The sequence below is a fragment of the Hyphomicrobium sp. genome (genome assembly GCF_009026145.1).
Taxonomy (GTDB): Bacteria; Pseudomonadota; Alphaproteobacteria; order Rhizobiales; family Hyphomicrobiaceae; genus Hyphomicrobium_A.
The window spans coordinates 125,237-151,972 of record NZ_WBUE01000004.1 but is presented as its reverse complement, the minus strand read 5'-3'; the positions used below and the strand labels follow the sequence as shown (position 1 = coordinate 151,972).

The window sequence follows — 26,736 nt, the reverse complement described above, 5'->3', positions numbered from 1 at the left end:
TCGCGCGGGCCGTCACCTGCGCAGATCACAAGGAGCGGAAATGGCTGAGACGTTCAACGGCCGCAAGCGCATCCGGAAGAAATTCGGATCCATTCGCGAAGTCGCAGAGATGCCGAACCTGATCGAGGTTCAGAAGAGCTCCTACGACGACTTCCTGATGGTCAAGGAGCCACCCGGCGGCCGTTCCGACGATCATGGTCTGCAGGCGGTGTTCAAGTCGGTGTTCCCGATTTCGGACTTCTCCGGGCGGGCGACGCTCGAGTTCGTGCGCTACGAGTTCGAGCCGCCGAAGTACGACGTCGACGAGTGCATGCAGCGCGACATGACCTTCTCAGCGCCGCTGAAGGTGAAGCTGCGCCTGATCGTGTTCGATGTGAACGAGGAGACCGGCTCCAAGTCGATCAAGGACGTCAAGGAGCAGGACGTCTACATGGGCGACATGCCGCTCATGACGTCGAACGGCACCTTCATCATCAATGGCACCGAGCGCGTCATCGTTTCTCAGATGCACCGTTCGCCGGGTGTGTTCTTCGACCACGACCGCGGGCGTACGCACGCCTCGGGCAAGCTGCTGTTCGCCGCACGCATCATCCCCTACCGCGGCTCGTGGCTCGACTTCGAGTTCGATGCCAAGGACATCGTCTACGTCCGCATCGACCGCCGCCGCAAGCTGCCGGTAACGACGCTGCTCTACGCGCTGGGTCTCAACGACGAGGAGATTCTGGCGACGTTCTACAAGCATATCACCATCAAGGAATCGAAGCGCGGCTGGAAGATGCCGTTCGTGCCCGAGAAGATGCGTGGCATGACGCCGACGGCCGACTTGGCCGACGCCAAGACGGGCGAGGTCATCATCAAGGCAGGCGAGAAGCTCACCGCCCGCAAGGCGCGCGAGCTGGCTGAAGGCGGCCTCAAGGAGGTGCTCGTCTCCTCCGACGACCTCGCCGGGCGCTACATCGCCGCCGACATCGTCGACATGGAAACGGGTGCGATCTACGCCGAAGCCGGCGATGAGCTCGACGCCGAGCTCCTGGCCGAGCTGAAGGATCAGAAGGTCAAGGAGTTCCCGATCCTCGACATCGACCATGTCAACATCGGGCCGTTCATCCGCAACACGCTCAACATCGACAAGAACGCCAATCAGGAAGAGGCGTTGATGGACATCTACCGGGTCATGCGGCCCGGTGAGCCGCCGACGATCGAGGCGGCGACCAACCTGTTCCACTCGCTGTTCTTCGACTCAGAGCGCTACGACCTGTCGGCCGTCGGCCGCGTGAAGATGAACATGCGTCTCGAGCTCGACGCGCCGGACACCATGCGTGTGCTGCGCAAGGAGGACATCCTTGCGGTCATCAAGACGCTGGTCGACCTGCGCGACGGCAAGGGCGAGATCGACGACATCGATCACCTCGGCAACCGGCGCGTGCGCTCGGTCGGCGAGCTGATGGAGAACCAGTACCGCGTCGGTCTGTTGCGCATGGAGCGCGCCATCAAGGAGCGCATGTCGAGCGTCGATATCGACACCGTGATGCCGCAGGACCTCATCAACGCCAAGCCGGCGGCGGCCGCCGTGCGCGAGTTCTTCGGCTCCTCTCAGCTGTCGCAGTTCATGGACCAGACGAACCCGCTGTCGGAGATCACCCACAAGCGCCGCCTGTCGGCACTTGGTCCGGGCGGCCTGACGCGCGAGCGCGCCGGCTTCGAGGTGCGCGACGTGCATCCGACCCACTACGGTCGCATCTGCCCCATCGAGACGCCGGAAGGCCCGAACATCGGCCTCATCAACTCGCTGGCGACGTTTGCGCGCGTCAACAAGTACGGCTTCATCGAGAGTCCGTACCGCAAAGTGGTCAACGGCAAGCTCACCGACCAAGTCGTCTACCTGTCGGCGATGGAGGAGATGCGCCACCACGTTGCGCAGGCGAATGCCGAGGTCGACGCCAAGGGCAAGCTGGTCGACGATCTCATCACCTGTCGCTACCAGGGTGACGTGCTGCTCGTTCCGCAGGACAAGGTCGACTACATCGACGTGTCGCCCAAGCAGCTCGTCTCGGTGGCCGCGGCGCTCATTCCGTTCCTCGAGAACGACGACGCCAACCGTGCGCTCATGGGCTCCAACATGCAGCGCCAGGCCGTGCCGCTCATCAAGGCGGAGGCGCCGCTGGTCGGCACCGGCATGGAAGAGGTGGTGGCGCGCGATTCCGGCGCCGCCATCGCGGCGCGCCGCACCGGCATCGTCGATCAGGTGGACGCCACGCGTATCGTCATCCGCGCCACGGCCGAGACCGATCCGTCGAAGCCGGGCGTCGACATCTACCGGCTGCGCAAGTTCCAGCGCTCCAACCAGAACACCTGCATCAACCAGCGTCCGCTGGTGCACGTGGGCGATGCCGTCGAAGCCGGCGAGATCATCGCCGATGGTCCCTCGACCGATCTCGGCGATCTGGCGCTCGGCAAGAACGTGCTCGTCGCCTTCATGCCGTGGATGGGCTACAACTTCGAGGACAGCATCCTGCTTTCCGAGCGCGTCGTGTTCGACGACGTGTTCACCTCGATCCACATCGAGGAATTCGAGGTGATGGCCCGCGACACCAAGCTCGGGCCGGAGGAGATCACGCGCGACATCCCCAACGTTTCGGAAGAGGCGCTGAAGAACCTCGACGAGGCGGGCATCGTGTACATCGGCGCCGAGGTGAATCCCGGCGACATCCTGGTCGGCAAGATCACGCCCAAGGGCGAGAGCCCGATGACGCCGGAAGAGAAGCTCCTGCGCGCCATCTTCGGCGAGAAGGCTTCCGACGTGCGCGACACCTCGCTGCGCCTGCCGCCGGGCGTTTCCGGCACGGTCGTCGAGGTGCGCGTGTTCAATCGCCACGGCGTCGAGAAGGACGAGCGTGCGATGGCCATCGAGCGCGAGGAGATCGAGCGTCTCGCCAAGGACCGCGACGACGAGATGCAGATCCTCGACCGCAACGTCTATGCGCGTCTGAAGGAGGCTCTGCTCGGCAAGGAAGTGTCGAAGGGCCCCAAGGCGGCGCGCAAGGGCACGCACATCACCGAGGACATCCTCGAGGAAATTCCACGCAGCCACTGGTGGGAGTTCGGCCTCAAGGACGAGAAGGCGCAGAGCGAGATCGAGGCGATCAACAAGCAGTACGAGGACGCCAAGAAGAGCCTGGAGCGCCGCTTCGTCGACAAGGTCGACAAGCTGCAGCGCGGCGACGAGCTGCCGCCGGGCGTGATGAAGATGGTCAAGGTCTTCGTCGCCGTGAAGCGCAAGATCCAGCCGGGCGACAAGATGGCCGGCCGGCACGGCAACAAGGGCGTCGTGTCGATGATCGTGCCATGCGAGGACATGCCGTTCCTCGAGGACGGCACGCACGTGGACGTCGTGCTCAATCCTCTCGGCGTGCCGTCGCGCATGAACGTGGGGCAGATCCTCGAGACGCACCTCGGCTGGGCGTGCCGCGGCCTTGGGCGGATCATCGACGAGGCGCTGCAGAAGTTCCACGAGAGCGGGCAGGCCAAGCAGCTCCGCGAGGCGATGGCGCAGGTCTATGGCAAGGACGAGATCAAGCCGACCGTCAAGGACGAGGAGCTGGCCGAGATCGCCGACAAGCTGACCAAGGGTGTGCCGATTGCGACGCCGGTGTTCGACGGCGCCAAGGAAGGCGACATCGTCGAGATGCTGAAGTCGGCGGGCTTCGACAGCTCCGGCCAGGTGACGCTGTTCGATGGACGTACGGGTGAGCCGTTCGATCGCAAGGTGACGGTCGGCTACAAGTACCTCCTGAAGCTGCACCACCTTGTCGACGACAAGATCCATGCGCGCTCCATCGGCCCGTACTCGCTTGTCACCCAGCAGCCGCTGGGCGGCAAGGCGCAGTTCGGTGGCCAGCGCTTCGGCGAAATGGAGGTGTGGGCGCTCGAAGCCTATGGCGCCGCCTACACGTTGCAGGAGATGTTGACGGTGAAGTCCGACGACGTCGCCGGCCGCACCAAGGTTTACGAGGCGATCGTCCGCGGCGACGACACCTTCGAGGCCGGCGTGCCGGAAAGCTTCAACGTGCTGGTCAAGGAAATGCGGGCGCTGGGCCTCAACGTCGAGCTCGAGAACTCGGACGTCGCCGCCATTCCGGCGCCCGAGGAAGAGCCTGCGAAGCAGCCGCAGCTTCCGCCGGCCGCCGAATGACCGCTTGAACTTTGTCCGGGGCCCTCAAGGCCCCGGGCACCTGCGCGTTAGACGCGCACACGGATCCAGGGCTCGCCGACGCCAAGAGCCCGTTTTCTGCGAGGATCGCCGCGATCCAGTCCTCGCAAGCTTGACACGGGGCGGCCCGCCGCCACGCCCCGAATGGAGAGACGGATGAACGAGATTACCAACCTGTTCAAGACGCAAGCGCCGCTCCCGACGTTCGACCAGATCAAGATCTCCATCGCGAGTCCTGACGACATTCTGTCGTGGTCGTTCGGCGAGATTAAGAAGCCCGAGACCATCAACTATCGCACGTTCAAGCCCGAGCGTGACGGCCTGTTCTGCGCGCGCATCTTCGGCCCGATCAAGGACTACGAGTGCTTGTGCGGCAAGTACAAGCGGATGAAGTACAAGGGCCTCATCTGCGAAAAGTGCGGCGTCGAGGTGACGCTCGCCAAGGTGCGCCGCGAGCGCATGGGCCACATCGAGCTCGCCGCGCCCGTCGCCCACATCTGGTTCCTGAAGTCGCTGCCCTCGCGCATCGGCCTGCTGCTCGACATGCCGCTGAAGGACCTCGAGCGCGTTCTCTACTTCGAGAACTACATCGTCATCGAGCCGGGCATCACCGCCTTCAAGGAGAAGCAGCTGCTCAGCGAGGAGGACTACAACCGCGCGCTCGACGAGCATGGGCCCGACAGCTTCACCGCCGGCATCGGTGCCGAGGCCATTCGCGAGATGCTGTCGGCCATGGACTTGCCGAAGATCCGCGATGATCTGCGCCAGGAGATCGCCGAGTCGACGACCGACTTGAAGCCGAAGAAGCTCGGCAAGCGGCTGAAGGTCATCGAGGCGTTCCTGGAGTCTGGCAACCGTCCCGAGTGGATGATCCTCACCGTCGTGCCGGTCATTCCGCCCGAGTTGCGCCCGCTGGTGCCGCTCGACGGCGGCCGCTTCGCCACGTCCGACCTCAACGACCTCTACCGCCGCGTCATCAACCGCAACAACCGACTGAAGCGGCTGATGGAGCTGCGCGCGCCGGACATCATCATCCGCAACGAGAAGCGCATGCTGCAGGAGGCGGTCGACGCTCTGTTCGACAACGGCCGCCGCGGCCGCGTCATCACCGGCGCCAACAAGCGTCCGCTGAAGTCGCTCGCCGACATGCTGAAGGGCAAGCAGGGTCGCTTCCGCCAGAACCTGCTCGGCAAGCGCGTCGACTATTCGGGGCGCTCGGTGATCGTGGTCGGCCCGGAGCTCAAGCTGCACCAGTGTGGCTTGCCGAAGAAAATGGCGCTTGAGCTGTTCAAGCCGTTCATCTACGCCCGCCTGCAGGCGCAAGGGCAGGCGGCCACCGTGAAGCAGGCCAAGAAGCTGGTCGAGAAGGAGAAGGGCGAGGTCTGGGATATCCTCGATGAGGTTATCCGCGAGCACCCGGTGCTGCTCAACCGCGCACCGACGCTGCACCGCCTCGGCATTCAGGCCTTCGAGCCGACCCTGATCGAGGGCAAGGCGATCCAGCTGCACCCGCTCGTCTGCGCGGCCTTCAACGCCGACTTCGACGGCGACCAGATGGCCGTGCACGTGCCGCTGTCGCTCGAGGCGCAGCTCGAAGCGCGCGTCCTCATGATGTCGACCAACAACATTCTGCACCCGGCTAACGGCTCGCCCATCATCGTGCCGTCGCAGGACATCGTGCTCGGCCTCTATTACCTGTCGATCGTGCGCGACAACGAGCCCGGCGAGGGCATGCTGCTCGGATCCGTCTCCGAGGCACGCCACGCTCTGGAAGCAGGTGCCGTCAGCCTGCACGCCAAGGTCAAGGGTCGCTTCACGACGATGGACGAGAACGGCAACGAGGTGATCGAGGTTCTCGACACTACCCCGGGCCGCATGATCCTCGCCGAGCTGCTGCCAAAGAAGCCGGGCGTGAGGCCGGCGCTCGTCAATCAGCTGCTTACCAAGAAGGCCATCTCCAGCATGATCGATGCCGTCTACCGCAACTGCGGTCAGAAGGAGACGGTGATCTTCTGCGACCAGATCATGGCGCTGGGCTTCAAGCACGCGTTCAAGGCCGGCATCTCGTTCGGCAAGGACGACATGCAGATCCCGGATTCCAAGGCCAAGATCGTCGGCCAGACGACGGAAATGGTGCGCGAGTTCGAGCAGCAGTATAACGACGGCCTCATCACGCAGCTCGAGAAGTACAACAAGGTCGTCGACGCCTGGTCGAAGTGCACCGATCAGATCGCCAAGGAGATGATGGAGCGCATCTCCTCGGTGCAGAAGGACAAGGCCGGCCGCGAGAAGCCGATCAACTCCGTCTACATGATGAGCCACTCGGGTGCCCGCGGCTCGCCGGCGCAGATGAAGCAGCTCGCCGGCATGCGCGGCCTGATGACCAAACCGTCGGGCGAGATCATCGAGACGCCGATCATCTCCAACTTCAAGGAGGGCCTGAGCGTGCTCGAGTACTTCAACTCGACGCACGGCGCCCGCAAGGGTCTCGCCGACACCGCTTTGAAGACGGCCAACTCCGGTTACCTGACGCGGCGTCTCGTCGACGTTGCCCAAGACGCGATCATCTCGGAAGAGGATTGCGGCACCGAGAAGGGCATCAGCGTCCAGGCCGTGGTGGACGCGGGACAGGTTATCGTCTCGCTCGCCAACCGCGTGCTCGGTCGCACGGCCGCCGAGGACATCGTCGATCCCGCCAACCGCAAGATGGTGCTCGTCAAGACCGGCGAGCTCATCGAGGAGCGGCACGCTGAGGCGATCGAGAAGGCGCAGGTGCAGGAAGTGCGCATCCGCTCGGTGCTGACCTGCGATACGGTCACCGGCGTGTGCGCCAAGTGCTACGGGCGCGATCTCGCTCGCGGCACGCCCGTCAACATCGGCGAGGCAGTGGGTGTCATTGCCGCGCAGTCGATCGGCGAGCCGGGCACCCAGCTCACGATGCGCACGTTCCACATTGGCGGCACGGCGAACCTGGTCGATAGCTCGTTCATCGAGTCGAACTTCAACGGCGCCGTGAAGCTCAAGAACCCGGCTGTCGTCAAAGACAGCCAGGGCCGCGAGGTCGCTATGAGCCGCACGATGTCGATCGTCATCGTCGACCAGAGTGGCAAGGAGCTGGCAACACATAAGGTGCAGTACGGCGCCCGCGTGCACGTCAAGGAAGGCGATGCCGTCAAGCGCGGCACCAAGCTCGCCCAGTGGGATCCCTACACCCGCCCCATCCTCACGGAGGTGAACGGCAAGGTGGACTTCGAGGATCTCATCGAGGGCGCCTCGGTGCGCGAGCAGACGGACGAGATGAAGGGCACCACCAATCGCGTCATCGTCGATTGGCGTGCCTCGCCGCGTTCAGCCGACCTGAAGCCTGCCATTGTCGTCAAGGACGGCAAGGGCAAGCCCATCAAGGTGGCGCGCGGCGGCGATGCCCGCTACCTGCTCCCCGTCGACGCCATTCTGTCGGTGGAGCCGGGGCAGGACGTCAAGGCGGGTGACGTGCTGGCGCGTATCCCGACCTCGTCGGCGCGCTCGGGCGACATCACCGGCGGTCTGCCGCGCGTCGCCGAGCTGTTCGAGGCGCGCCGCCCCAAGGACCACGCGATCATCGCGGAAGTTTCGGGCACGGTCGAGTTCGGCAAGGACTACAAGAACAAGCAGCGCATCACCATCAAGCCGGATGATGCCAATGTCGAGCCCGTCGAGTACCTCATCCCGCGCGGCAAGAGCTTGGCGGTGCAACACGGTGACCGCATCGAGCGTGGTGACTTCGTCTACGACGGCCATCCGGCACCGCACGACATCCTGGCGATCAAGGGCGTGGAGGAGCTCGCCAACTACCTGATCAACGAGATCCAGGACGTCTACCGTCTGCAGGGCGTGACCATCAACGACAAGCACATCGAGGTGATCGTTCGCCAGATGCTGCAGAAGGTGGAAGTGACCGATACCGGCGAGACGGACCTGATCAAGGGCGAGCAGCTCGACCGGGTGGAGCTCGACGAGGTGAACGCGGCGGCGGTCGAGGCCGGCAAGAAGCCGGCGACGGCGAGCCCCGTGCTGCTCGGTATCACCAAGGCTTCGCTGCAGACCCGCTCGTTCATCTCGGCGGCCTCGTTCCAGGAGACCACGCGCGTGCTCACCGATGCCGCCGTCAACGGCAAGGTCGACACCCTCGAGGGCCTCAAGGAGAACGTCATCGTCGGCCGCCTCATCCCGGCGGGCACGGGTGGTGCGCTGCGCCGCCTGCGCAAGATCGCCGCAAAGCGCGACGAGCTCATTGCGCGGGAGCAGGCCAAGGTCGATGCCGAGAAGGCGCTGGCCGGTCCCGGAGCCGGTCCGGTGCGGCGTCGTCGGCGCACCGCCGAGGAGGCCGTGGAATAAGGCGATTGCCAGGCATTAAGGGGAGCGCGGTCGCAGCTCGCGGCCGCGCTCTTCTTCTTCTTGATGGAGCGGCAAGCCGAACGGCATTTTGGGGGGTGGCCGGTCGTCGTAAAAAATTGTCTCCGCGGGCGGTTGGCAGGTGTTGACCGGATTCCGCGGGCTGTATATAGGTCTCGCACTCTCACGGTAGGCGGTAGGACAATTTCGCATCCTTTCATTCCGGATGCCTTGACCTAGACGCTACCGTCGCAAAGCAGAGGACAAATTCGGACCAAGATCTGCGGCTCTCGCCGAGCACGCATGATCCTCTGGTTTTTTCGTGCCGGGCACACGCCTTCGGGGGTGTGGGCTTGGCAGGTTCGGTTTGGCGCACGCGTCAGCCGGGCAAGCGTGGACGGAAGAGGCGCATGCCGACGATACAACAGTTGATCCGGAAACCCCGGGTTCAGAAGACGTACCGCGAGAAGTCGCGCCACATGGAATCGTGCCCGCAGAAGCGTGGCGTGTGCACGCGCGTCTACACCACGACGCCGAAGAAGCCGAACTCGGCGCTGCGCAAGGTCGCCAAGATCCGCCTCACCAACGGTTTCGAGGTGATCGGCTACATCCCCGGCGAAGGCCATAACCTGCAGGAGCACTCCGTCGTGCTCATCCGCGGCGGCCGCGTCAAAGACCTCCCCGGCGTCCGCTACCACATCATCCGCGGCGTGCTCGACACCCAAGGCGTCGCCGATCGTAAGCAGCGCCGCTCCAAGTACGGAGCCAAGAGACCGAAGTGACCGCCTTGCGGCGGTCTGTCCCGCAGAACGCGGGAACCATGGGCCGGTAAGTCGGCCCATTGTCATTGAGAGAAGCGAAGCGAAGGGCTGAAGAGCAATGTCCCGTCGTCACAGTGCCGACAAGCGAGTGGTCAATCCGGACCCGAAGTTCGGCGAGGTCGTCATCACCAAGTTCATGAACGCGGTGATGGAGCAGGGCAAGAAGTCGGTCGCCGAGCGTATCGTTTACGGCGCCTTCGAGCGCATGGAGCAGAAGGCGAAGTCGGACCCGGTGCAGCTCTTCCGCGCCGCGCTCGACAACGTGATGCCGGCGGTCGAGGTGCGCTCGCGGCGCGTCGGCGGCGCCACCTACCAGGTGCCGGTCGAGGTGCGACCCGAGCGCCGTCAGGCGCTGGCCATCCGCTGGCTGATTACCGCGGCGCGGGCGCGGAACGAGAACACGATGGTCGATCGGCTGTCGGGCGAACTGTTGGATGCCGCCAACAACCGGGGCACGGCGGTCAAGAAGCGGGAAGACACGCACAAGATGGCGGAGGCGAACCGCGCCTTCTCCCATTACCGCTGGTGATCGGATCGGAGCGCTGAGAGAATGGCCCGCGAATACGACATCAAGGACTACCGCAATTTCGGCATCATGGCCCACATCGATGCCGGAAAGACGACGACGACCGAGCGGATCCTCTACTACACCGGCAAGTCCTACAAGATCGGCGAGGTGCACGACGGCGCCGCGACCATGGACTTCATGGAGCAGGAAGCCGAGCGCGGCATCACCATCACCTCGGCCGCGACGACCTGCTTCTGGCCGGGTCGCGAAGGGCGCATGCGCCGTCTGAACATCATCGACACCCCAGGCCACGTCGACTTCACCATCGAGGTGGAGCGTAGCTTGCGCGTGCTCGACGGCGCCGTGTGCGTGCTCGACTCGAACCAGGGCGTCGAGCCGCAGACCGAGACCGTCTGGCGGCAGGGCGACAAGTACGGCGTGCCGCGCATCATCTTCGCCAACAAGATGGATAAGACCGGCGCCGACTTCTACATGTGCGTCAGCGACATCAAGGAGAAGCTGGGCGCGCGTCCGGTGCCCATCCAGCTCCCGATCGGTGCCGAGAGCTCGTTTGCCGGCGTCGTCGACCTCATCAAGATGAAGGCCTACGTCTGGGATGGCGACGGCAAAGACGCCAAGATGGTCGAGAAGGAGATTCCTGACGACCTCAAGGACAGGGCCGCCGAGTATCGCGCCGCGATGATCGAGGCCGCCGTCGAGATGGACGATGCCGCGATGGAAGGCTACCTCGAGGGCAAGGAGCCCGACGAGGAGACGCTGCGCAAGCTGATCCGCAAGGCGACGATCACTACCGCCTTCTATCCGATGATGTGCGGCTCGGCCTTCAAGAACAAGGGCGTGCAGCCGCTGCTCGACGCCGTCGTCGACTTCCTGCCATCGCCTGCCGATCGCGAGGCGTTCAAGGGCATCGATCCTAAGACCGGCGAGCCGCTGTTGCGCAAGCCGATCGACGAGGAGCCGCTATCGCTGCTGGCCTTCAAGATCATGAGCTTCGAGCACGTCGGCTCAATTACCTTCTGCCGCATCTACTCGGGCAAGATCCAGAGCGGCATGGCGCTGACCAACACCACGCGCGACAAGAAGGAGCGCGTCGGGCGCATGTACCTGATGCATGCCGCCGACCGCGAGGAGATCAAGGAAGCCTACGCCGGCGACATCGTCGCCCTCTCGGGCCTCAAGGACACGCGCACCGGCGAGACGCTAAGCGATCCAAACAAGCCGGTGCTGCTCGAGAAGATGGAGTTCCCCAACCCCGTCATCGAAATGAAGATCGAGCCCAAGACCAAGGCCGACCAAGAGAAGATGTCGATGGCGCTGTCGACCATGGCGATCGAGGATCCCTCGTTCCGCGTCTCCGTCGACCAGGAGTCGGGCGAGACCATCCTCAAGGGCATGGGCGAGCTTCACCTCGACATCAAGGTCGACATCCTGAAGCGCACCTATGGCGTCGAAGCCAACGTCGGCGCCCCGCAGGTCGCGTACCGCGAGACCCTCGTGCGCGCCACCGACGTCGACTACACGCACAAGAAGCAGACGGGCGGCACCGGCCAGTTCGCCCGCGTCAAGCTCAAGATCGAGCCGAATGAGACCGGCAAGGGCAACGAGTTCGAGTCGGAGATCGTCGGCGGCACGGTGCCGAAGGAGTACATTCCGGGCGTCGAGAAGGGCATCAACTCGGTGTGGGAGAACGGCGTCCTCATCGGCTTCCCGATGGTCGACACTAAGGTTACGCTCTATGACGGCGCCTTCCACGAGGTGGACTCGTCCGCCATCGCCTTCGAGATCGCCTCGCGCTCGGCGATGAAGGAAGGCTGCGACAAGGCCGGCGTGAAGCTCCTGGAGCCGGTGATGGACGTCGAGGTGGTGACACCGGGCGACTTCGTCGGCAGTGTCATCGGCGACATCAACAGCCGCCGCGGTCAGATCCGCAATCAGGAGATGCGCGGCAACGCCACCGTCATCCGCGCCTACGTGCCGCTCGCCAACATGTTCGGCTACGTGAGCCAGCTGCGGTCCATGAGCCAGGGTCGTGCTTCCTACACCATGCAGTTCGCCCACTATGCGGACGTGCCGCGCAACGTGGCGGACGAGGTGAAGGCCAAGTACGCCTGAGAACGACAACAGGGATAGGGCACGCCGAAAGGCGCCCCTTGTAACGAAGACCCGGTCCTCACGGGGACCGACAACTGAAGTGGAGAGCCACGATGGCCAAGGCAAAATTCGAGCGGACCAAGCCGCACTGCAACATCGGCACGATCGGCCACGTCGATCACGGCAAGACGTCTTTGACGGCCGCGATCACGAAGGTCCTCGCCGAGCAGGGCAAGGCGCAGTACACCGCTTACGACCAGATCGACAAGGCTCCCGAGGAGCGCGAGCGCGGCATCACCATCTCGACCGCGCACGTCGAGTACGAGACCGACAAGCGCCACTACGCGCACGTCGACTGCCCTGGTCACGCCGACTACGTGAAGAACATGATCACGGGCGCCGCGCAGATGGACGGCGCCATCCTCGTCGTCTCGGCCGCTGACGGCCCGATGCCGCAGACCCGCGAGCACATCCTGCTCGCCCGCCAGGTCGGCGTTCCCGCGCTCGTCGTGTTTCTCAACAAGGTCGACATGGTCGACGACCAAGAGCTGATCGACCTCGTCGAGATGGAAGTGCGCGAGCTGCTCTCGTCCTACGAGTTCCCCGGCGACACCATTCCGATCGTCAAGGGCTCGGCTCTGATGGCGCTCGAGGACAAGAAGCCCGAGATCGGCAAGAACGCCATCCTCGAGCTCATGAAGGCAGTCGATGAGTCGATCCCGCAGCCCGAGCGTCCGATCGACCAGCCGTTCCTGATGCCGATCGAGGACGTGTTCTCGATCTCTGGCCGCGGCACCGTCGTCACCGGCCGTATCGAGCGCGGCGTCGTCAAGGTCGGCGAGGAAGTCGAGATCGTCGGCATCAAGGACACGCAGAAATCGACCGTCACCGGCGTCGAGATGTTCCGCAAGCTGCTCGACCAGGGCCAGGCCGGCGACAACGTCGGCTGCCTCTTGCGCGGTATCGACAAGGAAGCCGTGGAGCGCGGCCAGGTGCTGTGCAAACCCGGCTCCGTCAAGCCGCACAAGAAGTTCAAGGCGGAAGCCTACATCCTCACCAAGGAGGAAGGCGGGCGCCACACGCCGTTCTTCACCAACTACCGGCCGCAGTTCTACTTCCGCACGACCGACGTGACGGGCGTGGTGACGCTGCCGGCGGGCACCGAGATGGTGATGCCGGGCGACAACGTGACGATCGACGTCGAGCTGATTACGCCGATCGCCATGGAGGAGAAGCTGCGCTTCGCTATCCGCGAGGGCGGCCGCACGGTCGGTTCGGGCGTCGTCGCCAAGATCGTCGAGTAGGGCAAGCAAGTGAAAGAGCGCTCGGCCGCCGGGCGCTTCTTTCTTTTGAAAGAGTGCGGGACATGAACGGCCAGAACATTCGCATCCGGCTCAAGGCATTCGACCATCGAATCCTCGATGCCTCGACGCGGGAGATCGTCAACACGGCGAAGCGCACCGGCGCGGAGGTGCGCGGACCCATTCCGTTGCCGACGCGGTTCGAGCGGTTCACCGTCAACCGGTCTCCGCACATCGACAAGAAGAGTCGCGATCAGTTCGAGATGCGCACCCATAAGCGCCTTCTCGACATCGTCGACCCCACGCCGCAGACGGTCGACGCGCTGATGAAGCTCGACCTGGCGGCCGGTGTCGACGTCGAGATCAAGCTCTAAGGGCAATTCGGGCCGGCGGTAGTCGCCAGGCACCGGGAATTGAGAAGGAAGGAATGCTCTCATGCGTTCCGGAGTGATTGCACAGAAGGTGGGCATGACCCGCATCTTCACGGACGCCGGGGAGCACATCCCGGTGACCGTGCTGAAGCTCGACAACGTGCAGGTTGTCGGTCATCGCACCAACGACAAGAACGGCTACACCGCGCTGCAGCTCGGTGCCGGCACCCGCAAGCCCTCGCGCCTCACCAAGGCCGACCGGCAGAACTTCGCCGTCGCCAAGGTCGAGCCGAAGCGCAAGCTCGTCGAGTTCCGGGTCAGCCCCGAGAACATCATCGAGGTGGGTGCCCAGATCACCGCCGACCACTTCGTCCCTGGCCAGTTCGTCGACGTGACGGGCACCAACCAGGGCAAGGGCTTCCAGGGCGCCATGAAGCGCTGGAACTTCGGCGGCCTCAGAGCCACGCACGGCGTGTCGCTCAGCCACCGCAGCCACGGTTCTACCGGCCAGCGCCAGGACCCCGGCAAGGTGTTCAAAGGCAAGAAGATGGCCGGCCACATGGGCTCGGAGCGGGTGACGACGCAGAACCTCGTCGTCGTCAAGACCGACGTCGACCGGGGCCTTCTGATGGTGCGCGGCGCTGTCCCGGGTTCCAAGGGCGGCTGGGTGCTGGTGCGCGATGCCGTCCTCAAGCAGCCGCACAAGGATGCGCCGCGTCCCGGCGCCTTCAAGTCGCGCGGCGCTTCGGGCGAGGCCACTCAGGCGAAGGAGCAAGCGTGATGAAAGCCGATGTCACCACGCTCGCGGCCGCCAAGGCCGGCACGGTCGAGCTCCCCGAGGCGATCTTCGGTTTGAAGCCGCGCCCCGACCTCATCCAGCGCATGGTCCGCTACCAGCTCCTGAAGCGGCGCGCCGGCACGCATCATGCCCAGGACCGTTCCGAGGTGAACGTCACGGGCAAGAAGATGTACAAGCAGAAGGGCACCGGCAGCGCCCGCCACGGCGACAAGTCGGTTCCGCAGTGGCGCGGCGGCGGCAAGGCCTTCGGTCCCAAGCCGCGCGACCATGCCATCGAGCTGCCGAAGAAGGTGCGCGCGCTCGCCCTGCGCCACGCCCTGTCGGCGAAGGCCCAGGCGGGCGAGATCGTGGTGCTCGACAAGGCGGAATCGAAGGACGGCAAGACAGCTGGCCTGCGCGATCAGTTCACCAAGCTTGAGTGGACCAACGCGCTGATCATCGACGGCGCCGAGCTGCAGTCGGATTTTGTGCGCGCGGCGCGCAACCTGCCGAACATCGACGTGCTCCCGGTGCAGGGCATCAACGTCTACGACATCCTGCGCCGGCAGAAGCTGGTGCTGACCAAGGCCGCCATCGCGGCGCTCGAGGAGCGCTTTGCCGGCGCGGCGAACGGCGCCAACGCCGAGGGGAGCAAGCGATGAGCAAGCGCAGCGCCTACGACGTCATCGTTTCTCCGGTCATCACCGAGAAGTCGACGCTCGTTTCGGAAGCCAACCAGGTCATCTTCAACGTCGCCCCGAAGGCGACGAAGTCGGAGATCAAGGCGGCCGTCGAGACCCTGTTCAAGGTCAAGGTGAAAGCCGTGAACACGCTGGTCCGCAAGGGCAAGCTGAAGACCTTCCGCGGTCACCGCGCGCTGCAGAGCGACGCCAAGAAGGCGATCGTGACGCTGGTCGAGGGCCACCACATCGACATCGCGACGGGCCTGTGAGGAAACGACCATGGCACTGAAGACATTCCGTCCGACCTCTCCCGGCCTGCGCCATCTGGTGCTGGTCGATCGCGCGCAGCTCTGGAAAGGGGCGCCGATCAAGGTCCTCGTCGAAGGCAAGTCGAAGACCGGCGGCCGCAACAACGATGGCCGCATCACGACGCGCCACATCGGCGGCGGCCACAAGCGGTCGTATCGTCTCGTCGACTTCCGCCGCCGGCGCTTCGACGCCCCGGCCAAGGTCGAACGCATCGAGTACGATCCCAACCGCACCGCGTTCATCGCCCTCATCAAGTACCAGGACGGGGAACTCGCCTATATTCTGGCGCCGCAGCGCCTGGCCGTCGGCGACCAAGTCGTTGCCGGCGAAAAAGTGGACGTGAAGCCGGGCAATGCCATGCCGCTCGCCGGCATGCCGATCGGCACCATCGTGCACAACGTGGAGCTGAAGCCGCGCGGCGGCGGCAAGCTGGCTCGCTCCGCCGGCTCCTTCGTGCAGCTCGTTGGCCGCGACGCCGGTTGGGCCGTGCTGAAGCTGAACTCGGGCGAGACGCGTCGCGTGCGCGCCGAGTGCATGGCGACCATCGGCGCGGTTTCGAACCCCGACCACTCGAACGAGGTGACGGGCAAGGCCGGGCGCACGCGCTGGCAGGGCCGTCGCCCGACCGTGCGCTCGATCGCCATGAACCCGATCGATCACCCGAACGGCGGCCGCACCAAGGGCGGCAAGCACTGGGCGACGCCGTGGGGCAAACCCACGAAGGGTGCCAAGACACGCAAGAACAAGTCGACCGACAAGTACATCATCCGTAGCCGTCAGGCGAAGAAGAAGTAACCGGCGGCTGCGAGGAGACAGACTATGGCACGTGCAGTTTGGAAAGGCCCGTTCGTCGACGGCTATCTTCTCAAGAAGGCGGAGAAGGTGCGCTCGTCGGGCCGCAACGAGATCATCAAGATGTGGAGCCGCCGCTCGACGATCCTGCCGCAGTTCGTCGGCCTGACGTTCGGCGTGCACAACGGGCAGAAGCACGTTCCGGTCGCCGTGACCGAGGACATGATCGGCCACAAGTTCGGTGAGTTCGCTCCGACCCGGATGTTCCATGGGCACGGCGGCGACAAGAAAGCGACCAAAGGCAGATAAGGCTAAGGCGAAGTATTATGGGCAAGCCCAAACGCGAGCGCAGCCTCTCCGACAGCGAGGCACAGGCCGTGGCGAGAAACCTCCGGGTTTCGCCGCGCAAGCTGAACCTTGTCGCCGGTCTCATCCGCGGCAAGGCGGTCGATACCGCGCTGGCCGACCTCGAATTCTCGCGCAAGCGCATCGCGCAGGACGTGCGCAAGTGCGTGATGTCGGCCGTGGCCAATGCCGAGAACAACCACGGCCTCGACGTCAACGAGCTCGTCGTCTCGGAGGCCTTTGTCGGCAAGAACCTGATCATGCGCCGCTTCGCTGCCCGTGGTCGCGGCCGCGCCTCTTCGATCATGAAGCCGTTCTCGCAGATCACCGTCATCGTCCGCCAGAAGTCGGACGAGGAAGGTGAGGCCAAGGTGAAGAAGAGGTCGAAGCCTGCCGGCAAGTCCGCCAAGGAAGCCAAGGGCGGTGCAAAGAAGCCGGCTGCGTCAGCCAAGAAGGGCGGCAAGGCGAAGCCGGCCGCCAAGGAGACTGCATAATGGGTCAGAAGGTCAATCCGGTCGGCCTGCGCGTCGGCGTCAACCGCACCTGGGACAGCCGCTGGTTCGCCGGCCGCGGGGAGTACGGGCGGTTGCTGCACGAGGACATGCGCATGCGTGATCACATCATGCAGCAGCGCCGCCAGGCCGGCATCGCCAAGGTCGTCATCGAACGCCCGCACAAGAAGTGCCGCGTTACGGTGCACACGGCGCGCCCCGGCGTGCTGATCGGCAAGAAGGGCGCGGATATCGAAAAGCTGCGCGGCCAGCTCGCCCGCTTCACCAACTCGGAAGTGCACCTCAACATCGTCGAGATCCGCAAGCCGGAGATCGACGCCACGCTGGTCGCCGAGACCATCGCGCAGCAGCTCGAGCGCCGCGTCGCCTTCCGCCGCGCCATGAAGCGCGCCGTGCAGTCGGCGCTGCGGCTCGGCGCCCTCGGCATCCGCATCAACGTCGCCGGCCGTCTGGGCGGCGCCGAGATCGCGCGCACGGAGTGGTACCGCGAGGGCCGCGTGCCGCTGCACACCCTGCGCGCCGACATCGATTTCGGCTACGGCGTCGCCCGCACCGCCTACGGTGTCATCGGCATCAAGGTGTGGATCTTCAAAGGCGAGATCATGGAGCACGACCCCATGGCCGCCGAAAAGCGCGCGACCGAGCTGCAGGAGAGCGGCGGCGGCGGGCGCCCGCGCCGTGACGGCGACCGCGACAGGGGCGATCGTGGTGATCGCGGCGAGCGTCGCGAGCGCCGTGAGACACCGGCTGCGGCCCCCGAGGGCGACGGCGCAGAGAAGGCGTGAGGCAGCGTTGAGCGCTGACAGGGACGACAAGACATGTTGCAACCGAAACGCACCAAGTACCGCAAGGCCTTCAAGGGCCGCATTCATGGCGCCGCCAAGGGCGGCACGGCGCTCAACTTCGGCTCGCACGGGTTGAAGGCAGTTGAGCCCGAGCGCGTCACCGCGCGCCAGATCGAGGCCGCCCGCCGCGCCATCACGCGCCACATGAAGCGCGCCGGCCGCGTGTGGATCCGCGTCTTCCCGGATCTGCCGGTGACGAAGAAGCCGGCGGAAGTGCGCATGGGCTCGGGCAAGGGCTCGCCCGAGCTGTGGTGCGCGCGCGTCAAGCCGGGCCGCATCATGTTCGAACTCGACGGCGTGCCGGATCAGGTGGCGCGCGAGGCATTGGTGCTCGGGGCAGCGAAGCTGCCGATCAAGACGCGTATCGTGACGCGGCTTGGCTGAGCTTAAGGGATTGGACGAGGAACTAAGGCGATGAAGGCGGACGGGTTTCGAGACATGACTCTCGACCAGCTGGATGACCAGCTGCAGAAGCTCAAGAAGGAGCAGTTCAACCTGCGCTTCCAGCGGGCTTCCGGCCAGCTCGAGAACACCTCGCGCGTGCGCGCGGTGCGTCGCGACATCGCCCGCTTGCTGACCGTCGCGCGTGCGCGGCGTGCCGGCGGCGCCAAAAGCGCTGCGAAGGAGTAACTGGAATGCCGAAACGCGTGCTGCAGGGCGTGGTCGTCTCTGACAAGAACGACAAGACGGTGGTGGTCGAGGTGGAGCGTCGCTACACGCATCCGCTGTTCAAGAAGACCGTGCGCCGCACGAAGAAGTACCACGCCCACGACGAGAAGAACGCGTTCAAGATCGGGGATCGCGTCGAGATCGTCGAAAGCGCGCCGATCTCGAAGAATAAGCGCTGGGTGGTTTTGACCGAGGCCGGTTGAGGCCACCTCGGGGATGGGCGGGCGCCGGGGCTCGCCGAAGGATGAAGGTCCGCCTGCGGGCGGAAGTTGGAAAGGACGAGCGCGATGATCCAGATGGAGACCAATCTCGACGTCGCCGACAATTCGGGCGCGCGCCGCGTTCAGTGCATCAAGGTGCTGGGCGGCTCGAAGCGCAAGTACGCGACCGTCGGCGACACCATCGTCGTCTCGGTCAAGGAAGCCATTCCGAAGGGTCGCGTGAAGAAGGGCCAGGTGATGAAGGCCGTCGTGGTGCGCACCGCCAAGGGCGTGCGCCGTCCCGACGGCTCGCTGATCCGCTTCGACCGCAACGCCGCGGTGCTGATCAACGCGCAGGGCGAGCCGGTCGGCACCCGCATCTTCGGACCGGTCACGCGCGAGCTGAGGGCCAAGAACCACATGAAGATCGTATCGCTCGCTCCGGAGGTGCTGTGATGGCATCGCTCAAGATCAAGAAGGGCGACCACGTCATCGTGATCGCCGGCCGCGACAAGGGCAAGCACGGCGAGGTCGTCGAGATGCTGCCCAAGGAGCAGCGGGCGATCGTGCGTGGCGTCAACGTCGTGCGTCGCCACCAGAAGCAGACCGCCGCGCAGGAAGGCGGCATCGTTTCCAAGGAAGCGCCAATTCACATTTCCAACCTGGCGCTCGAGGATCCCAAGGACGGCAAGCCGAGCCGCATCGGCTTCAAGTTCCTCGACGACGGCAAGAAGGTTCGCTTCGCCAAGCGCTCGGGCGAAGTCATTCCGGAGAGATAATGAGCCATGGCTGACAAAGAGAAACCCGCGAAGGCCGCTGGCGCCCCCAAGGAGGGCGCGCCGCAGAAGGCCAAGGGCGCCAAGCAGGGCGACAAGAAGGCGGCGGCTTCCAAGGAGCCGCGGGCGCCTGCTGCCCCGCGTCCGAAGGACTACAAGCCGCGCATGAAAGCGCACTACGAGAAGGTGGTGCGCGAGGCCCTGCAGAAGAAGTTCGAGTACAAGAACAACATGCAGGTGCCGAAGATCGAGAAGATCGTGCTCAACATGGGTGTCGGCGAGGCGGTCAACGACCGCAAGAAGGTGGACAGTGCCGCCGGCGACCTCGCCCTCATTGCCGGCCAGCGTCCCGTGCAGACGCGCTCGCGCAAGGCCATCGCCACCTACAAGCTGCGCGAGGGCATGCCGATCGGCGCCAAGGTGACGCTGCGCGGAGACCGCATGTACGAGTTCCTCGACCGCTTCGTCACCATCGCGCTGCCGCGCGTCAAGGACTTCCGCGGTCTCAACCCGAAGAGCTTCGACGGCCGCGGCAACTATGCCTGCGGCTTGAAGGAGCACATCGTGTTCCCTGAGATCGACTACGACAAAGTCGACCAGATCTGGGGCATGGACATCATCGTATGTACGTCGGCGAAATCCGACGAGGAGGCCCGCGAGCTTCTGCGTGGCTTCAACTTCCCGTTTCGCAGCTAGAGGACCTCGGGATCAGCCCGAAAGGCCTTTGGAGGATTTAGATGGCTAAGACGAGCTCGGTAGAGAAGAACAACAGGCGGCGGCAGCTGTCGGCCCAGAAGGCCGAGAAGCGCAAGCGCCTGAAGGCGATCGCCAACGACTTGAAGCGTCCGGCGGAAGAGCGTTTCGCGGCGCGCATCAAGCTGGCCGAGATGCCGCGCAACTCCTCGCCGACGCGCATCCGCAACCGCTGCGAGCTCACCGGTCGCGCGCGCGGCTATTACCGCAAGCTCAGAATGTGCCGCAACCAGCTTCGCGATCTGGCGAGCCAGGGCCTCATTCCCGGCATGGTCAAGTCGAGCTGGTAAGGGAGCAAGAAGAATGTCCATGAACGATCCCTTGGGCGACATGCTGACCCGCATCCGCAACGCTCAAATGCGGCGGCGCCCGAAAGTCGTCACGCCGGCCTCCAGCATTCGCGCGCGCGTCCTCGACGTGCTCGAGGAGGAGGGCTACATTCGCGGCTACGCGCGCGTCGAGCAGAAGGGCGCGCTGCCGACCTTCGAAATCGAGCTCAAGTACTACAACGGGCAGCCCGCCATTCGCGAGATCAAGCGGGTGTCGACGCCGGGTCGGCGCGTCTACTCGCCGGTGCGCGATCTGCCCACCGTCGCCAACGGGCTTGGTGTCGCGATCCTTTCGACGCCGAAGGGTGTCATGTCCGACTCTAAGGCGCGCGAGCAGAACGTCGGCGGAGAGATTCTCTGCTCAATCTTCTAATCTGCGGCTCGCGCTCGGCGGGCTCGCAACAAGGCTTTGGAACGACCATGTCACGTATCGGCAAGAGAGCAGTCCCGGTCCCGTCCAATGTGACGGCGACGGTCAGCGGGCGAGAGGTCAAGGTCAAGGGGCCGAAGGGCGAGCTTTCCTTCACGGTTCCCGACAAGATCAAGGTCGAGAAGTCGGCCGAGGGCATCGAGGTCACGCCGCTCGATGAGACCAAGATGGCGCGCTCCATGTGGGGCATGTCGCGCACCATGATCTCGAACCTGATGGGCGGCGTCACCAACGGGTACTCGCGTACGCTGGAAATTCAGGGCATCGGCTTCCGCGCCGCCATGAAGGGCAAGGATCAGCTGCAGCTCAACATCGGCTTCAGCCACGACGTGGTGCACAAGATCCCCGCCGGCGTCGAGGTGAAGGTGTCCGGCGCCAAGCAGGAGATCATCACCGTCTCCGGGATCGACCGGCAACTCGTCGGGCAGGTGGCGGCCAACATCCGCGCCTCGCGGCCGCCGGAGCCCTACCAGGGCAAGGGCATCCGCTATCAGGGCGAATACATCTTCCGCAAGGAAGGCAAGAAGAAGTAAGGACGCCAGCTATGGCTATCACCGCGCTCAATAAACTGTTCGATCGGCGCAAGTCGCGCGTCCGCCGCGCCTTGAAGGCGAATGCGACGGATCGCCCGCGTCTTTCCGTGCACCGCTCGTCGAAGCACATCTACGTGCAGGTGATCGACGACGCGGCGGGCAAGACCGTTGCGGCGGCCTCGACCCTCGACAAGGATCTCAAGTCGACGCTGAAGACCGGCGCCGACAAAGCCGCGGCAGCCGCCGTGGGTAAGCTCATTGCCGAACGCGCCATCAAGGCTGGCGTCAAGGACGTCGTCTTCGATCGTGGCGGCTACATCTACCACGGCCGCGTGAAGGCGCTGGCCGATGCCGCGCGCGAAGGCGGCCTGAACTTTTAGGAAGAGGATTGCAACGTGGCACGTCCCCAAGGAAGAGACCGCGGTCGCGATCGCGAAGAGCGTGATAGCGAGTTCACCGAGAAGCTCGTTCACATCAATCGCGTCGCCAAGGTCGTGAAGGGCGGCAAGCGCTTCGGCTTCGCCGCGCTGGTGGTCGTGGGCGACCTCAAGGGCCGCGTCGGCTTCGGGCACGGCAAGGCGCGCGAGGTGCCGGAAGCGATCCGCAAGGCGACGGAAGCGGCCAAGCGCTCGCTCGTTCGCGTGCCGCTGCGCGACGCGCGCACGCTGCACCACGACAGCGAGGGTCGCCACGGCGCCGGCAAGGTGGTGCTGCGCTCGGCACCCGCCGGTACGGGCATCATCGCCGGCGGCGCCATGCGCGCCGTGTTCGAGATGCTCGGCGTGCACGATGTCGTCGCCAAGTCGCTGGGCAGCACCAACCCCTACAACGTGGTGCGCGCCACGTTCGACGCCCTCAAGCATCAGGAGAATCCGCGTGCCGTCGCCGCTCGCCGCAATAAGAAGGTGAGCGAGATCGTGTCGCGCCGCCGCGACGGCTCGGCCGCCGGCGAGACTGCTGCCGAGGCGTGATCCGGCGCGCACCCGGCATAGGCAAGGAATGAAGTGACATGGCCAAGAAGACCATCACCGTCGAGCAGATCGCCAGCGCCAATCGCCGGCCTGCCGTCCAGACCAAGACGCTGCGCGGCCTCGGTCTCGACAAGCTGCACCGCACGCGCACGCTGGAGGACACTCCGACCATTCGCGGCATGATCAACTCGATCCCCCACCTGGTGCGCATCGTCGATGCGCCGGTGGCGAAGAAATCCTGAGGAGCTAGGGTCCGATGCGGCTCAACGAGATCAAAGACAAGCACGGCTCGCGGAAGGAGCGCGTGCGCATCGGCCGCGGTATCGGCTCCGGCATCGGCAAGACCGGCGGCCGCGGCGGCAAGGGTCAGACGGCCCGTACCGGCGTCGCCATCGGCGGCTTCGAGGGCGGCCAGATGCCGCTCCACCGCCGCCTGCCGAAGCGCGGCTTCAACAAGTGGCGCCGCAAGGATTACAACGAGGTCAACGTCGGCGCTCTGCAGCAGGCGATCGACGACAAGCGTCTCGACGCCGGCAAGCCGGTCGACATCGAGGCTCTCGTCGCCGCTGGCATCGTGCGCCGCCCCAAGGACGGCCTGCGCCTCCTCGGCTCGGGCGAGATTACGGCCAAGCTCACTCTCACCGTCGACCATGCCTCCGGCACCGCCAAGGCGGCGATCGAGAAGGCCGGCGGCTCGATCAAGCTCATCGAAAAGAAGGTGCTCGCCGCCGACGAGGCGAAGCGCAAGAAATCGGCTGCCAAGAAGAGCACTAGCACGACGAAGAAACCCGCAGGGGACAGCAGCGAGGAATAGCCTTGGCGCAAATAGCCGCCGATCTGCCTGATGGGCGGTAATAATTTAGCGGCGTTGCCGCACCCGGGACGGGCTCCCATCTTAGGCGAGGGGACATCCCCAGGGCGGCCCGCCGCTACGGGCGCGAAGGTCGGGAGAGACGAACCATGGTATCCGCTGCCGAGCAGCTTGCAGCCAATCTGAACTTCGGCGCCTTCGCCAAAGCAGAAGACCTCAAGCGTCGCATCTATTTCACGCTGGGCGCGCTCATCGTCTATCGCTTCGGCACCTTCATCCCGCTGCCCGGCATCAATCCGACCGCCTTCGCGCAGACGTTCAGCGCCAATGCCTCCGGCATCCTCGGCATGTTCAACATGTTCGCCGGTGGCGCCGTCGAACGCATGGCGATCTTCGCCCTCAACATCATGCCCTACATCTCGGCATCGATCATCATGCAGCTCATGAGCTCGATGTCGCCGAAGCTCGAGGCCCTGAAGAAGGAAGGCGAGCAGGGGCGCAAGCAGATCAATCAATACACGCGCTATCTAACCGTCGTTCTCGCCGCCTTCCAGGCCTACGGCATCGCCATCGGCCTCGAGGGATCGCACAGCGCGGCGGGACCGGTGGTCATCGATCCCGGCTGGTTCTTCCGCATCACCACCGTCATCACCCTGGTTGGCGGCACGCTGTTCCTGATGTGGCTCGGCGAGCAGATTACGCAGCGCGGCGTCGGTAACGGCATCTCGCTCATCATCTTCGCCGGCATCGTCGCCGGCTTGCCGTCGGCCATGGTCGGACTGTTCGAGCTCGCGCGCACCGGCTCGCTTTCGGTCGGCCTGCTGCTCGCCCTCCTGGCGCTGATGCTGTTCGTCGTTGGCGCCATCGTGTTCATGGAGCGCGCCCAGCGCCGCCTGCTGATCCAGTACCCGAAGCGCCAGGTCGGCAACCGCATGTTCCAGGGCGATTCCTCGCACCTGCCCTTGAAGCTCAATTCCGCCGGCGTCATCCCGCCGATCTTCGCCTCCTCGCTGCTGTTGCTGCCGATCACCGCCGCGCAATTCACGGCCGGTCAGGGACCGCAGTGGCTGAACGAGATAACCGCGGCGCTGGGCAGCGGCCAGCCGCTGCACATCCTGCTGTACGTGGCGCTGATCATCTTCTTCGCCTTCTTCTACACGGCAGTCGTGTTCAATCCCAAGGAGACGGCCGACAACCTGCGCAAATACGGCGGGTTCCTGCCCGGCATCCGTCCGGGCGAGAAGACGGCGGAGTACATCGACTATGTCCTCACGCGCATCACCGTCGTCGGCGCCCTCTACCTGGCCGCCGTCTGCGTGTTACCGGAAATACTAATTTCCTACGCCGCCGTGCCGTTCTACTTTGGCGGCACCTCGCTGCTCATCGCGGTGAGCGTGACCATGGACACCGTGGCTCAGGTGCAGAGCCATCTGCTTGCGCACCAGTATGAAGGCCTTATCAAAAAGGCCAAGCTCAGAGGCGCGACGGGACGAGGACGGAGATGAATCTGATCCTGCTGGGTCCACCAGGAGCCGGCAAAGGGACGCAAGCGGAGGGGATCGCCAAGAAACGGGGACTCATCCAGCTTTCTACCGGCGACATGCTGCGGCAGGCGGTCAAGGCCGGCACGCCGGTCGGGCAGGAGGCCAGCGTCATCATGGAGGCCGGCGGTCTCGTCCCCGATCACGTGGTGATCAAGATCATCGCCGAGCGCATCGCGCTCCCCGACTGCGCCGAGGGCTTCATCCTCGACGGCTTTCCGCGCACCCTGAAGCAGGCGGCGGCGCTCGACGAGCTGCTCACCTCGCAGGGCAAGAAAATCGACGCCGTGATCGAGCTGAAGGTAAACGACGCGGCACTCATCGACCGCATCTCGGGACGCTATGTGTGCGCCAACTGCGGCGCCAGCTACCACGACACGAGCTGCAAGCCGAAGGTCGAGGGGGTATGCGACCGCTGCGGGGGTAAGGATTTCATCCGGCGCCCCGACGACAACCCCGAGACGGTGAAGAACCGCCTGATGGCCTACTACCGGGAAACCGCCCCGCTGATCGGCTACTACTTCGCCAAGGGCAAGCTGCATTCGGTCGACGGAATGGCCCCGATCGCCGACGTGGCGGCGCAAGTGGACGGTGTTCTGAACACTCTCGCCGCACCCTAAAAAAACCATTATCGGGCCAATTGACGGGGGCCTATTGCTCCGCTACAACACCCCGTTCTTAACGCACCTTCACAAGCATCCGGTCTGCCGACAGACGGGCTGGAGAGGTGCGTTTTTGGCGCAGGAACACTAGAGCAGCGGCATGCCGCACCGGGGGCGGAGTGCTTCTGCCGGCGGCAATCGATACCTCAGGAGAGACGTGTGGCCCGTATCGCAGGCGTCAACATTCCGACGCAGAAGCGCGTTGTCATCGCGCTGCAGTATATTCACGGCATTGGTCCCAAGTTTGCCAAGGACATCTGCACCAAGGTCGGCATTCCGGCCGAGCGGCGCGTACAGCAGCTGACCGACGCCGAGGTGCTGCAGATCCGCGAGACGATCGACCGCGACTATCTCGTCGAAGGCGATCTGCGCCGCGAGGTCATCACCAACATCAAGCGCCTCATGGACCTCGGCTGCTACCGCGGCCTGCGCCACCGCAAGGGGCTTCCCGTCCGCGGCCAGCGCACCCACACCAACGCGCGCACCCGCAAGGGCCCCGCAAAGCCGATCGCCGGCAAGAAGAAGGCCTGACGCACCTATTCGGGGGCGGGCGCAGGGCCTGTCCCAATTCGCTTCTAACGCATATCGCATGACGGGCCGCCGGCCGGCCCCTGGAGAATTGACGGATGGCCAAAGAGACGACTGCCCCCGCAGGACGCGCCAAAGTGCGCCGCCGCGAGAAGAAGAACATCACGTCGGGCGTTGCGCACGTCAACGCATCGTTCAACAACACCATGATCACCATCACCGACGCGCAGGGCAACACCATCGCCTGGTCGTCGTCGGGCACCAAGGGCTTCAAGGGCTCCCGCAAGTCGACGCCGTACGCCGCCCAGGTCGCCGCCGAGGACGCGGGCCGCAAGGCGCAGGAGCACGGCATGAAGATCCTCGAGGTCGAGGTCTGCGGTCCGGGCTCCGGTCGTGAATCGGCGCTGCGTGCCCTGCAGGCAGTCGGCTTCCAGATCACCTCGATCCGCGACGTGACGCCCATTCCGCACAACGGTTGCCGGCCGCGCAAGCGCCGCCGCGTCTGATTTCTCCAGCGGGGCGAGGATCTTTCCGCCCCGCGCGTCGCTCCGCGTTGGCGTGCGACGCATGAC

30 protein-coding genes and 1 pseudogene are annotated in these 26,736 nt (G+C 64.9%); all 31 read left to right on the top strand.

What is annotated here, in order from left to right; translation table 11 throughout:
- The first annotated feature begins 40 nt into the window (after nt 1-40).
- Nucleotides 41-4,192: a DNA-directed RNA polymerase subunit beta gene (rpoB, locus tag F9K20_RS05405; protein WP_290998260.1), complete on the top strand. Its 4,152-nt coding sequence runs from the start codon at nt 41-43 to the stop codon at nt 4,190-4,192.
- Nucleotides 4,193-4,366: 174 nt separating this feature from the next.
- Nucleotides 4,367-8,587 carry a DNA-directed RNA polymerase subunit beta' gene (gene rpoC / locus F9K20_RS05400; protein WP_290998258.1) on the top strand — a complete coding sequence of 1,407 codons (4,221 nt, stop codon included), beginning with the start codon at nt 4,367-4,369 and terminating at the stop codon, nt 8,585-8,587.
- Between the two features lie 407 nt (nt 8,588-8,994).
- The gene (gene rpsL / locus F9K20_RS05395) at nt 8,995-9,366 is read left to right on the top strand and encodes a 30S ribosomal protein S12 (protein WP_290998255.1); all 372 of its coding nucleotides are present in this window, start codon (nt 8,995-8,997) and stop codon (nt 9,364-9,366) included.
- Nucleotides 9,367-9,463: 97 nt separating this feature from the next.
- A complete protein-coding gene (gene rpsG / locus F9K20_RS05390; protein ID WP_290998252.1) occupies nt 9,464-9,934 on the top strand; it encodes a 30S ribosomal protein S7 in 471 nt (156 codons plus the stop codon).
- Between the two features lie 21 nt (nt 9,935-9,955).
- A complete protein-coding gene (gene fusA, locus F9K20_RS05385; RefSeq protein WP_290998249.1) occupies nt 9,956-12,046 on the top strand; it encodes an elongation factor G in 2,091 nt (696 codons plus the stop codon).
- A gap of 92 nt (nt 12,047-12,138) precedes the next feature.
- Nucleotides 12,139-13,329 carry an elongation factor Tu gene (gene tuf / locus F9K20_RS05380; RefSeq protein ID WP_290998245.1) on the top strand — a complete coding sequence of 397 codons (1,191 nt, stop codon included), beginning with the start codon at nt 12,139-12,141 and terminating at the stop codon, nt 13,327-13,329.
- 62 nt (nt 13,330-13,391) lie between these two features.
- Nucleotides 13,392-13,700, top strand: a complete 309-nt coding sequence (rpsJ, locus tag F9K20_RS05375) for a 30S ribosomal protein S10 (protein ID WP_072377406.1) — start codon at nt 13,392-13,394, stop codon at nt 13,698-13,700.
- 61 nt (nt 13,701-13,761) lie between these two features.
- Nucleotides 13,762-14,478 (top strand): 50S ribosomal protein L3, encoded by a 717-nt coding sequence (gene rplC, locus F9K20_RS05370; protein ID WP_290998240.1) that lies wholly within the window; start codon nt 13,762-13,764, stop codon nt 14,476-14,478.
- Nucleotides 14,478-15,137, top strand: a complete 660-nt coding sequence (gene rplD, locus F9K20_RS05365; RefSeq protein ID WP_290998237.1) for a 50S ribosomal protein L4 — start codon at nt 14,478-14,480, stop codon at nt 15,135-15,137. The genes rplC and rplD overlap by 1 nt, the downstream gene beginning before the upstream one ends.
- Entirely contained in the window at nt 15,134-15,427 is a 294-nt protein-coding gene (locus F9K20_RS05360) for a 50S ribosomal protein L23 (protein WP_290998234.1), read from the top strand. Before rplD ends, F9K20_RS05360 begins: the two co-directional genes overlap by 4 nt.
- Nucleotides 15,428-15,437: 10 nt before the next feature.
- Entirely contained in the window at nt 15,438-16,262 is an 825-nt protein-coding gene (gene rplB / locus F9K20_RS05355) for a 50S ribosomal protein L2 (protein WP_290998231.1), read from the top strand.
- 24 nt (nt 16,263-16,286) lie between these two features.
- On the top strand, nt 16,287-16,568 hold the full coding sequence (rpsS, locus tag F9K20_RS05350) for a 30S ribosomal protein S19 (protein WP_290998228.1): 282 nt from the start codon (nt 16,287-16,289) through the stop codon (nt 16,566-16,568).
- A 17-nt stretch (nt 16,569-16,585) separates the two neighbouring features.
- Nucleotides 16,586-16,948 (top strand): annotated as a pseudogene (rplV, locus tag F9K20_RS05345) (50S ribosomal protein L22); the annotation flags it as partial.
- A 149-nt stretch (nt 16,949-17,097) separates the two neighbouring features.
- Entirely contained in the window at nt 17,098-17,901 is an 804-nt protein-coding gene (gene rpsC / locus F9K20_RS05340) for a 30S ribosomal protein S3 (RefSeq protein ID WP_290998225.1), read from the top strand.
- A 33-nt stretch (nt 17,902-17,934) separates the two neighbouring features.
- Nucleotides 17,935-18,345 (top strand): 50S ribosomal protein L16, encoded by a 411-nt coding sequence (gene rplP / locus F9K20_RS05335; protein WP_290998222.1) that lies wholly within the window; start codon nt 17,935-17,937, stop codon nt 18,343-18,345.
- 30 nt (nt 18,346-18,375) lie between these two features.
- On the top strand, nt 18,376-18,591 hold the full coding sequence (gene rpmC, locus F9K20_RS05330) for a 50S ribosomal protein L29 (protein WP_290998219.1): 216 nt from the start codon (nt 18,376-18,378) through the stop codon (nt 18,589-18,591).
- 5 nt (nt 18,592-18,596) lie between these two features.
- Complete coding sequence (rpsQ, locus tag F9K20_RS05325; RefSeq protein ID WP_290998217.1) at nt 18,597-18,833, top strand: 30S ribosomal protein S17; 237 nt, start codon at nt 18,597-18,599, stop codon at nt 18,831-18,833.
- Between the two features lie 84 nt (nt 18,834-18,917).
- Nucleotides 18,918-19,286 carry a 50S ribosomal protein L14 gene (gene rplN / locus F9K20_RS05320; protein WP_290998215.1) on the top strand — a complete coding sequence of 123 codons (369 nt, stop codon included), beginning with the start codon at nt 18,918-18,920 and terminating at the stop codon, nt 19,284-19,286.
- A complete protein-coding gene (gene rplX / locus F9K20_RS05315) occupies nt 19,286-19,609 on the top strand; it encodes a 50S ribosomal protein L24 (RefSeq protein WP_290998213.1) in 324 nt (107 codons plus the stop codon). The genes rplN and rplX overlap by 1 nt, the downstream gene beginning before the upstream one ends.
- A 6-nt stretch (nt 19,610-19,615) precedes the next feature.
- Complete coding sequence (gene rplE, locus F9K20_RS05310; RefSeq protein WP_290998210.1) at nt 19,616-20,302, top strand: 50S ribosomal protein L5; 687 nt, start codon at nt 19,616-19,618, stop codon at nt 20,300-20,302.
- A 41-nt stretch (nt 20,303-20,343) separates the two neighbouring features.
- Nucleotides 20,344-20,649, top strand: a complete 306-nt coding sequence (gene rpsN, locus F9K20_RS05305) for a 30S ribosomal protein S14 (RefSeq protein WP_290998209.1) — start codon at nt 20,344-20,346, stop codon at nt 20,647-20,649.
- Between the two features lie 13 nt (nt 20,650-20,662).
- Nucleotides 20,663-21,061, top strand: coding sequence for a 30S ribosomal protein S8 (gene rpsH, locus F9K20_RS05300; protein ID WP_290998207.1), 399 nt, complete (start codon nt 20,663-20,665; stop codon nt 21,059-21,061).
- Nucleotides 21,062-21,108: 47 nt separating this feature from the next.
- Nucleotides 21,109-21,651 (top strand): 50S ribosomal protein L6, encoded by a 543-nt coding sequence (gene rplF / locus F9K20_RS05295; RefSeq protein WP_290998205.1) that lies wholly within the window; start codon nt 21,109-21,111, stop codon nt 21,649-21,651.
- Nucleotides 21,652-21,662: 11 nt separating this feature from the next.
- Nucleotides 21,663-22,031: a 50S ribosomal protein L18 gene (rplR, locus tag F9K20_RS05290; RefSeq protein WP_290998202.1), complete on the top strand. Its 369-nt coding sequence runs from the start codon at nt 21,663-21,665 to the stop codon at nt 22,029-22,031.
- 15 nt (nt 22,032-22,046) lie between these two features.
- The gene (rpsE, locus tag F9K20_RS05285) at nt 22,047-22,622 is read left to right on the top strand and encodes a 30S ribosomal protein S5 (RefSeq protein WP_290998199.1); all 576 of its coding nucleotides are present in this window, start codon (nt 22,047-22,049) and stop codon (nt 22,620-22,622) included.
- Nucleotides 22,623-22,660: 38 nt separating this feature from the next.
- Complete coding sequence (rpmD, locus tag F9K20_RS05280; protein ID WP_290998196.1) at nt 22,661-22,864, top strand: 50S ribosomal protein L30; 204 nt, start codon at nt 22,661-22,663, stop codon at nt 22,862-22,864.
- Nucleotides 22,865-22,878: 14 nt separating this feature from the next.
- Nucleotides 22,879-23,436 (top strand): 50S ribosomal protein L15, encoded by a 558-nt coding sequence (gene rplO / locus F9K20_RS05275; protein ID WP_290998194.1) that lies wholly within the window; start codon nt 22,879-22,881, stop codon nt 23,434-23,436.
- A gap of 146 nt (nt 23,437-23,582) precedes the next feature.
- On the top strand, nt 23,583-24,938 hold the full coding sequence (secY, locus tag F9K20_RS05270) for a preprotein translocase subunit SecY (protein WP_290998192.1): 1,356 nt from the start codon (nt 23,583-23,585) through the stop codon (nt 24,936-24,938).
- Nucleotides 24,935-25,594, top strand: coding sequence for an adenylate kinase (locus tag F9K20_RS05265; RefSeq protein WP_290998190.1), 660 nt, complete (start codon nt 24,935-24,937; stop codon nt 25,592-25,594). Before secY ends, F9K20_RS05265 begins: the two co-directional genes overlap by 4 nt.
- 201 nt (nt 25,595-25,795) lie before the next feature.
- Nucleotides 25,796-26,167: a 30S ribosomal protein S13 gene (gene rpsM / locus F9K20_RS05260; protein WP_290998188.1), complete on the top strand. Its 372-nt coding sequence runs from the start codon at nt 25,796-25,798 to the stop codon at nt 26,165-26,167.
- A gap of 95 nt (nt 26,168-26,262) precedes the next feature.
- Nucleotides 26,263-26,670, top strand: coding sequence for a 30S ribosomal protein S11 (gene rpsK / locus F9K20_RS05255; protein WP_290998185.1), 408 nt, complete (start codon nt 26,263-26,265; stop codon nt 26,668-26,670).
- Nucleotides 26,671-26,736 lie beyond the last annotated feature (66 nt).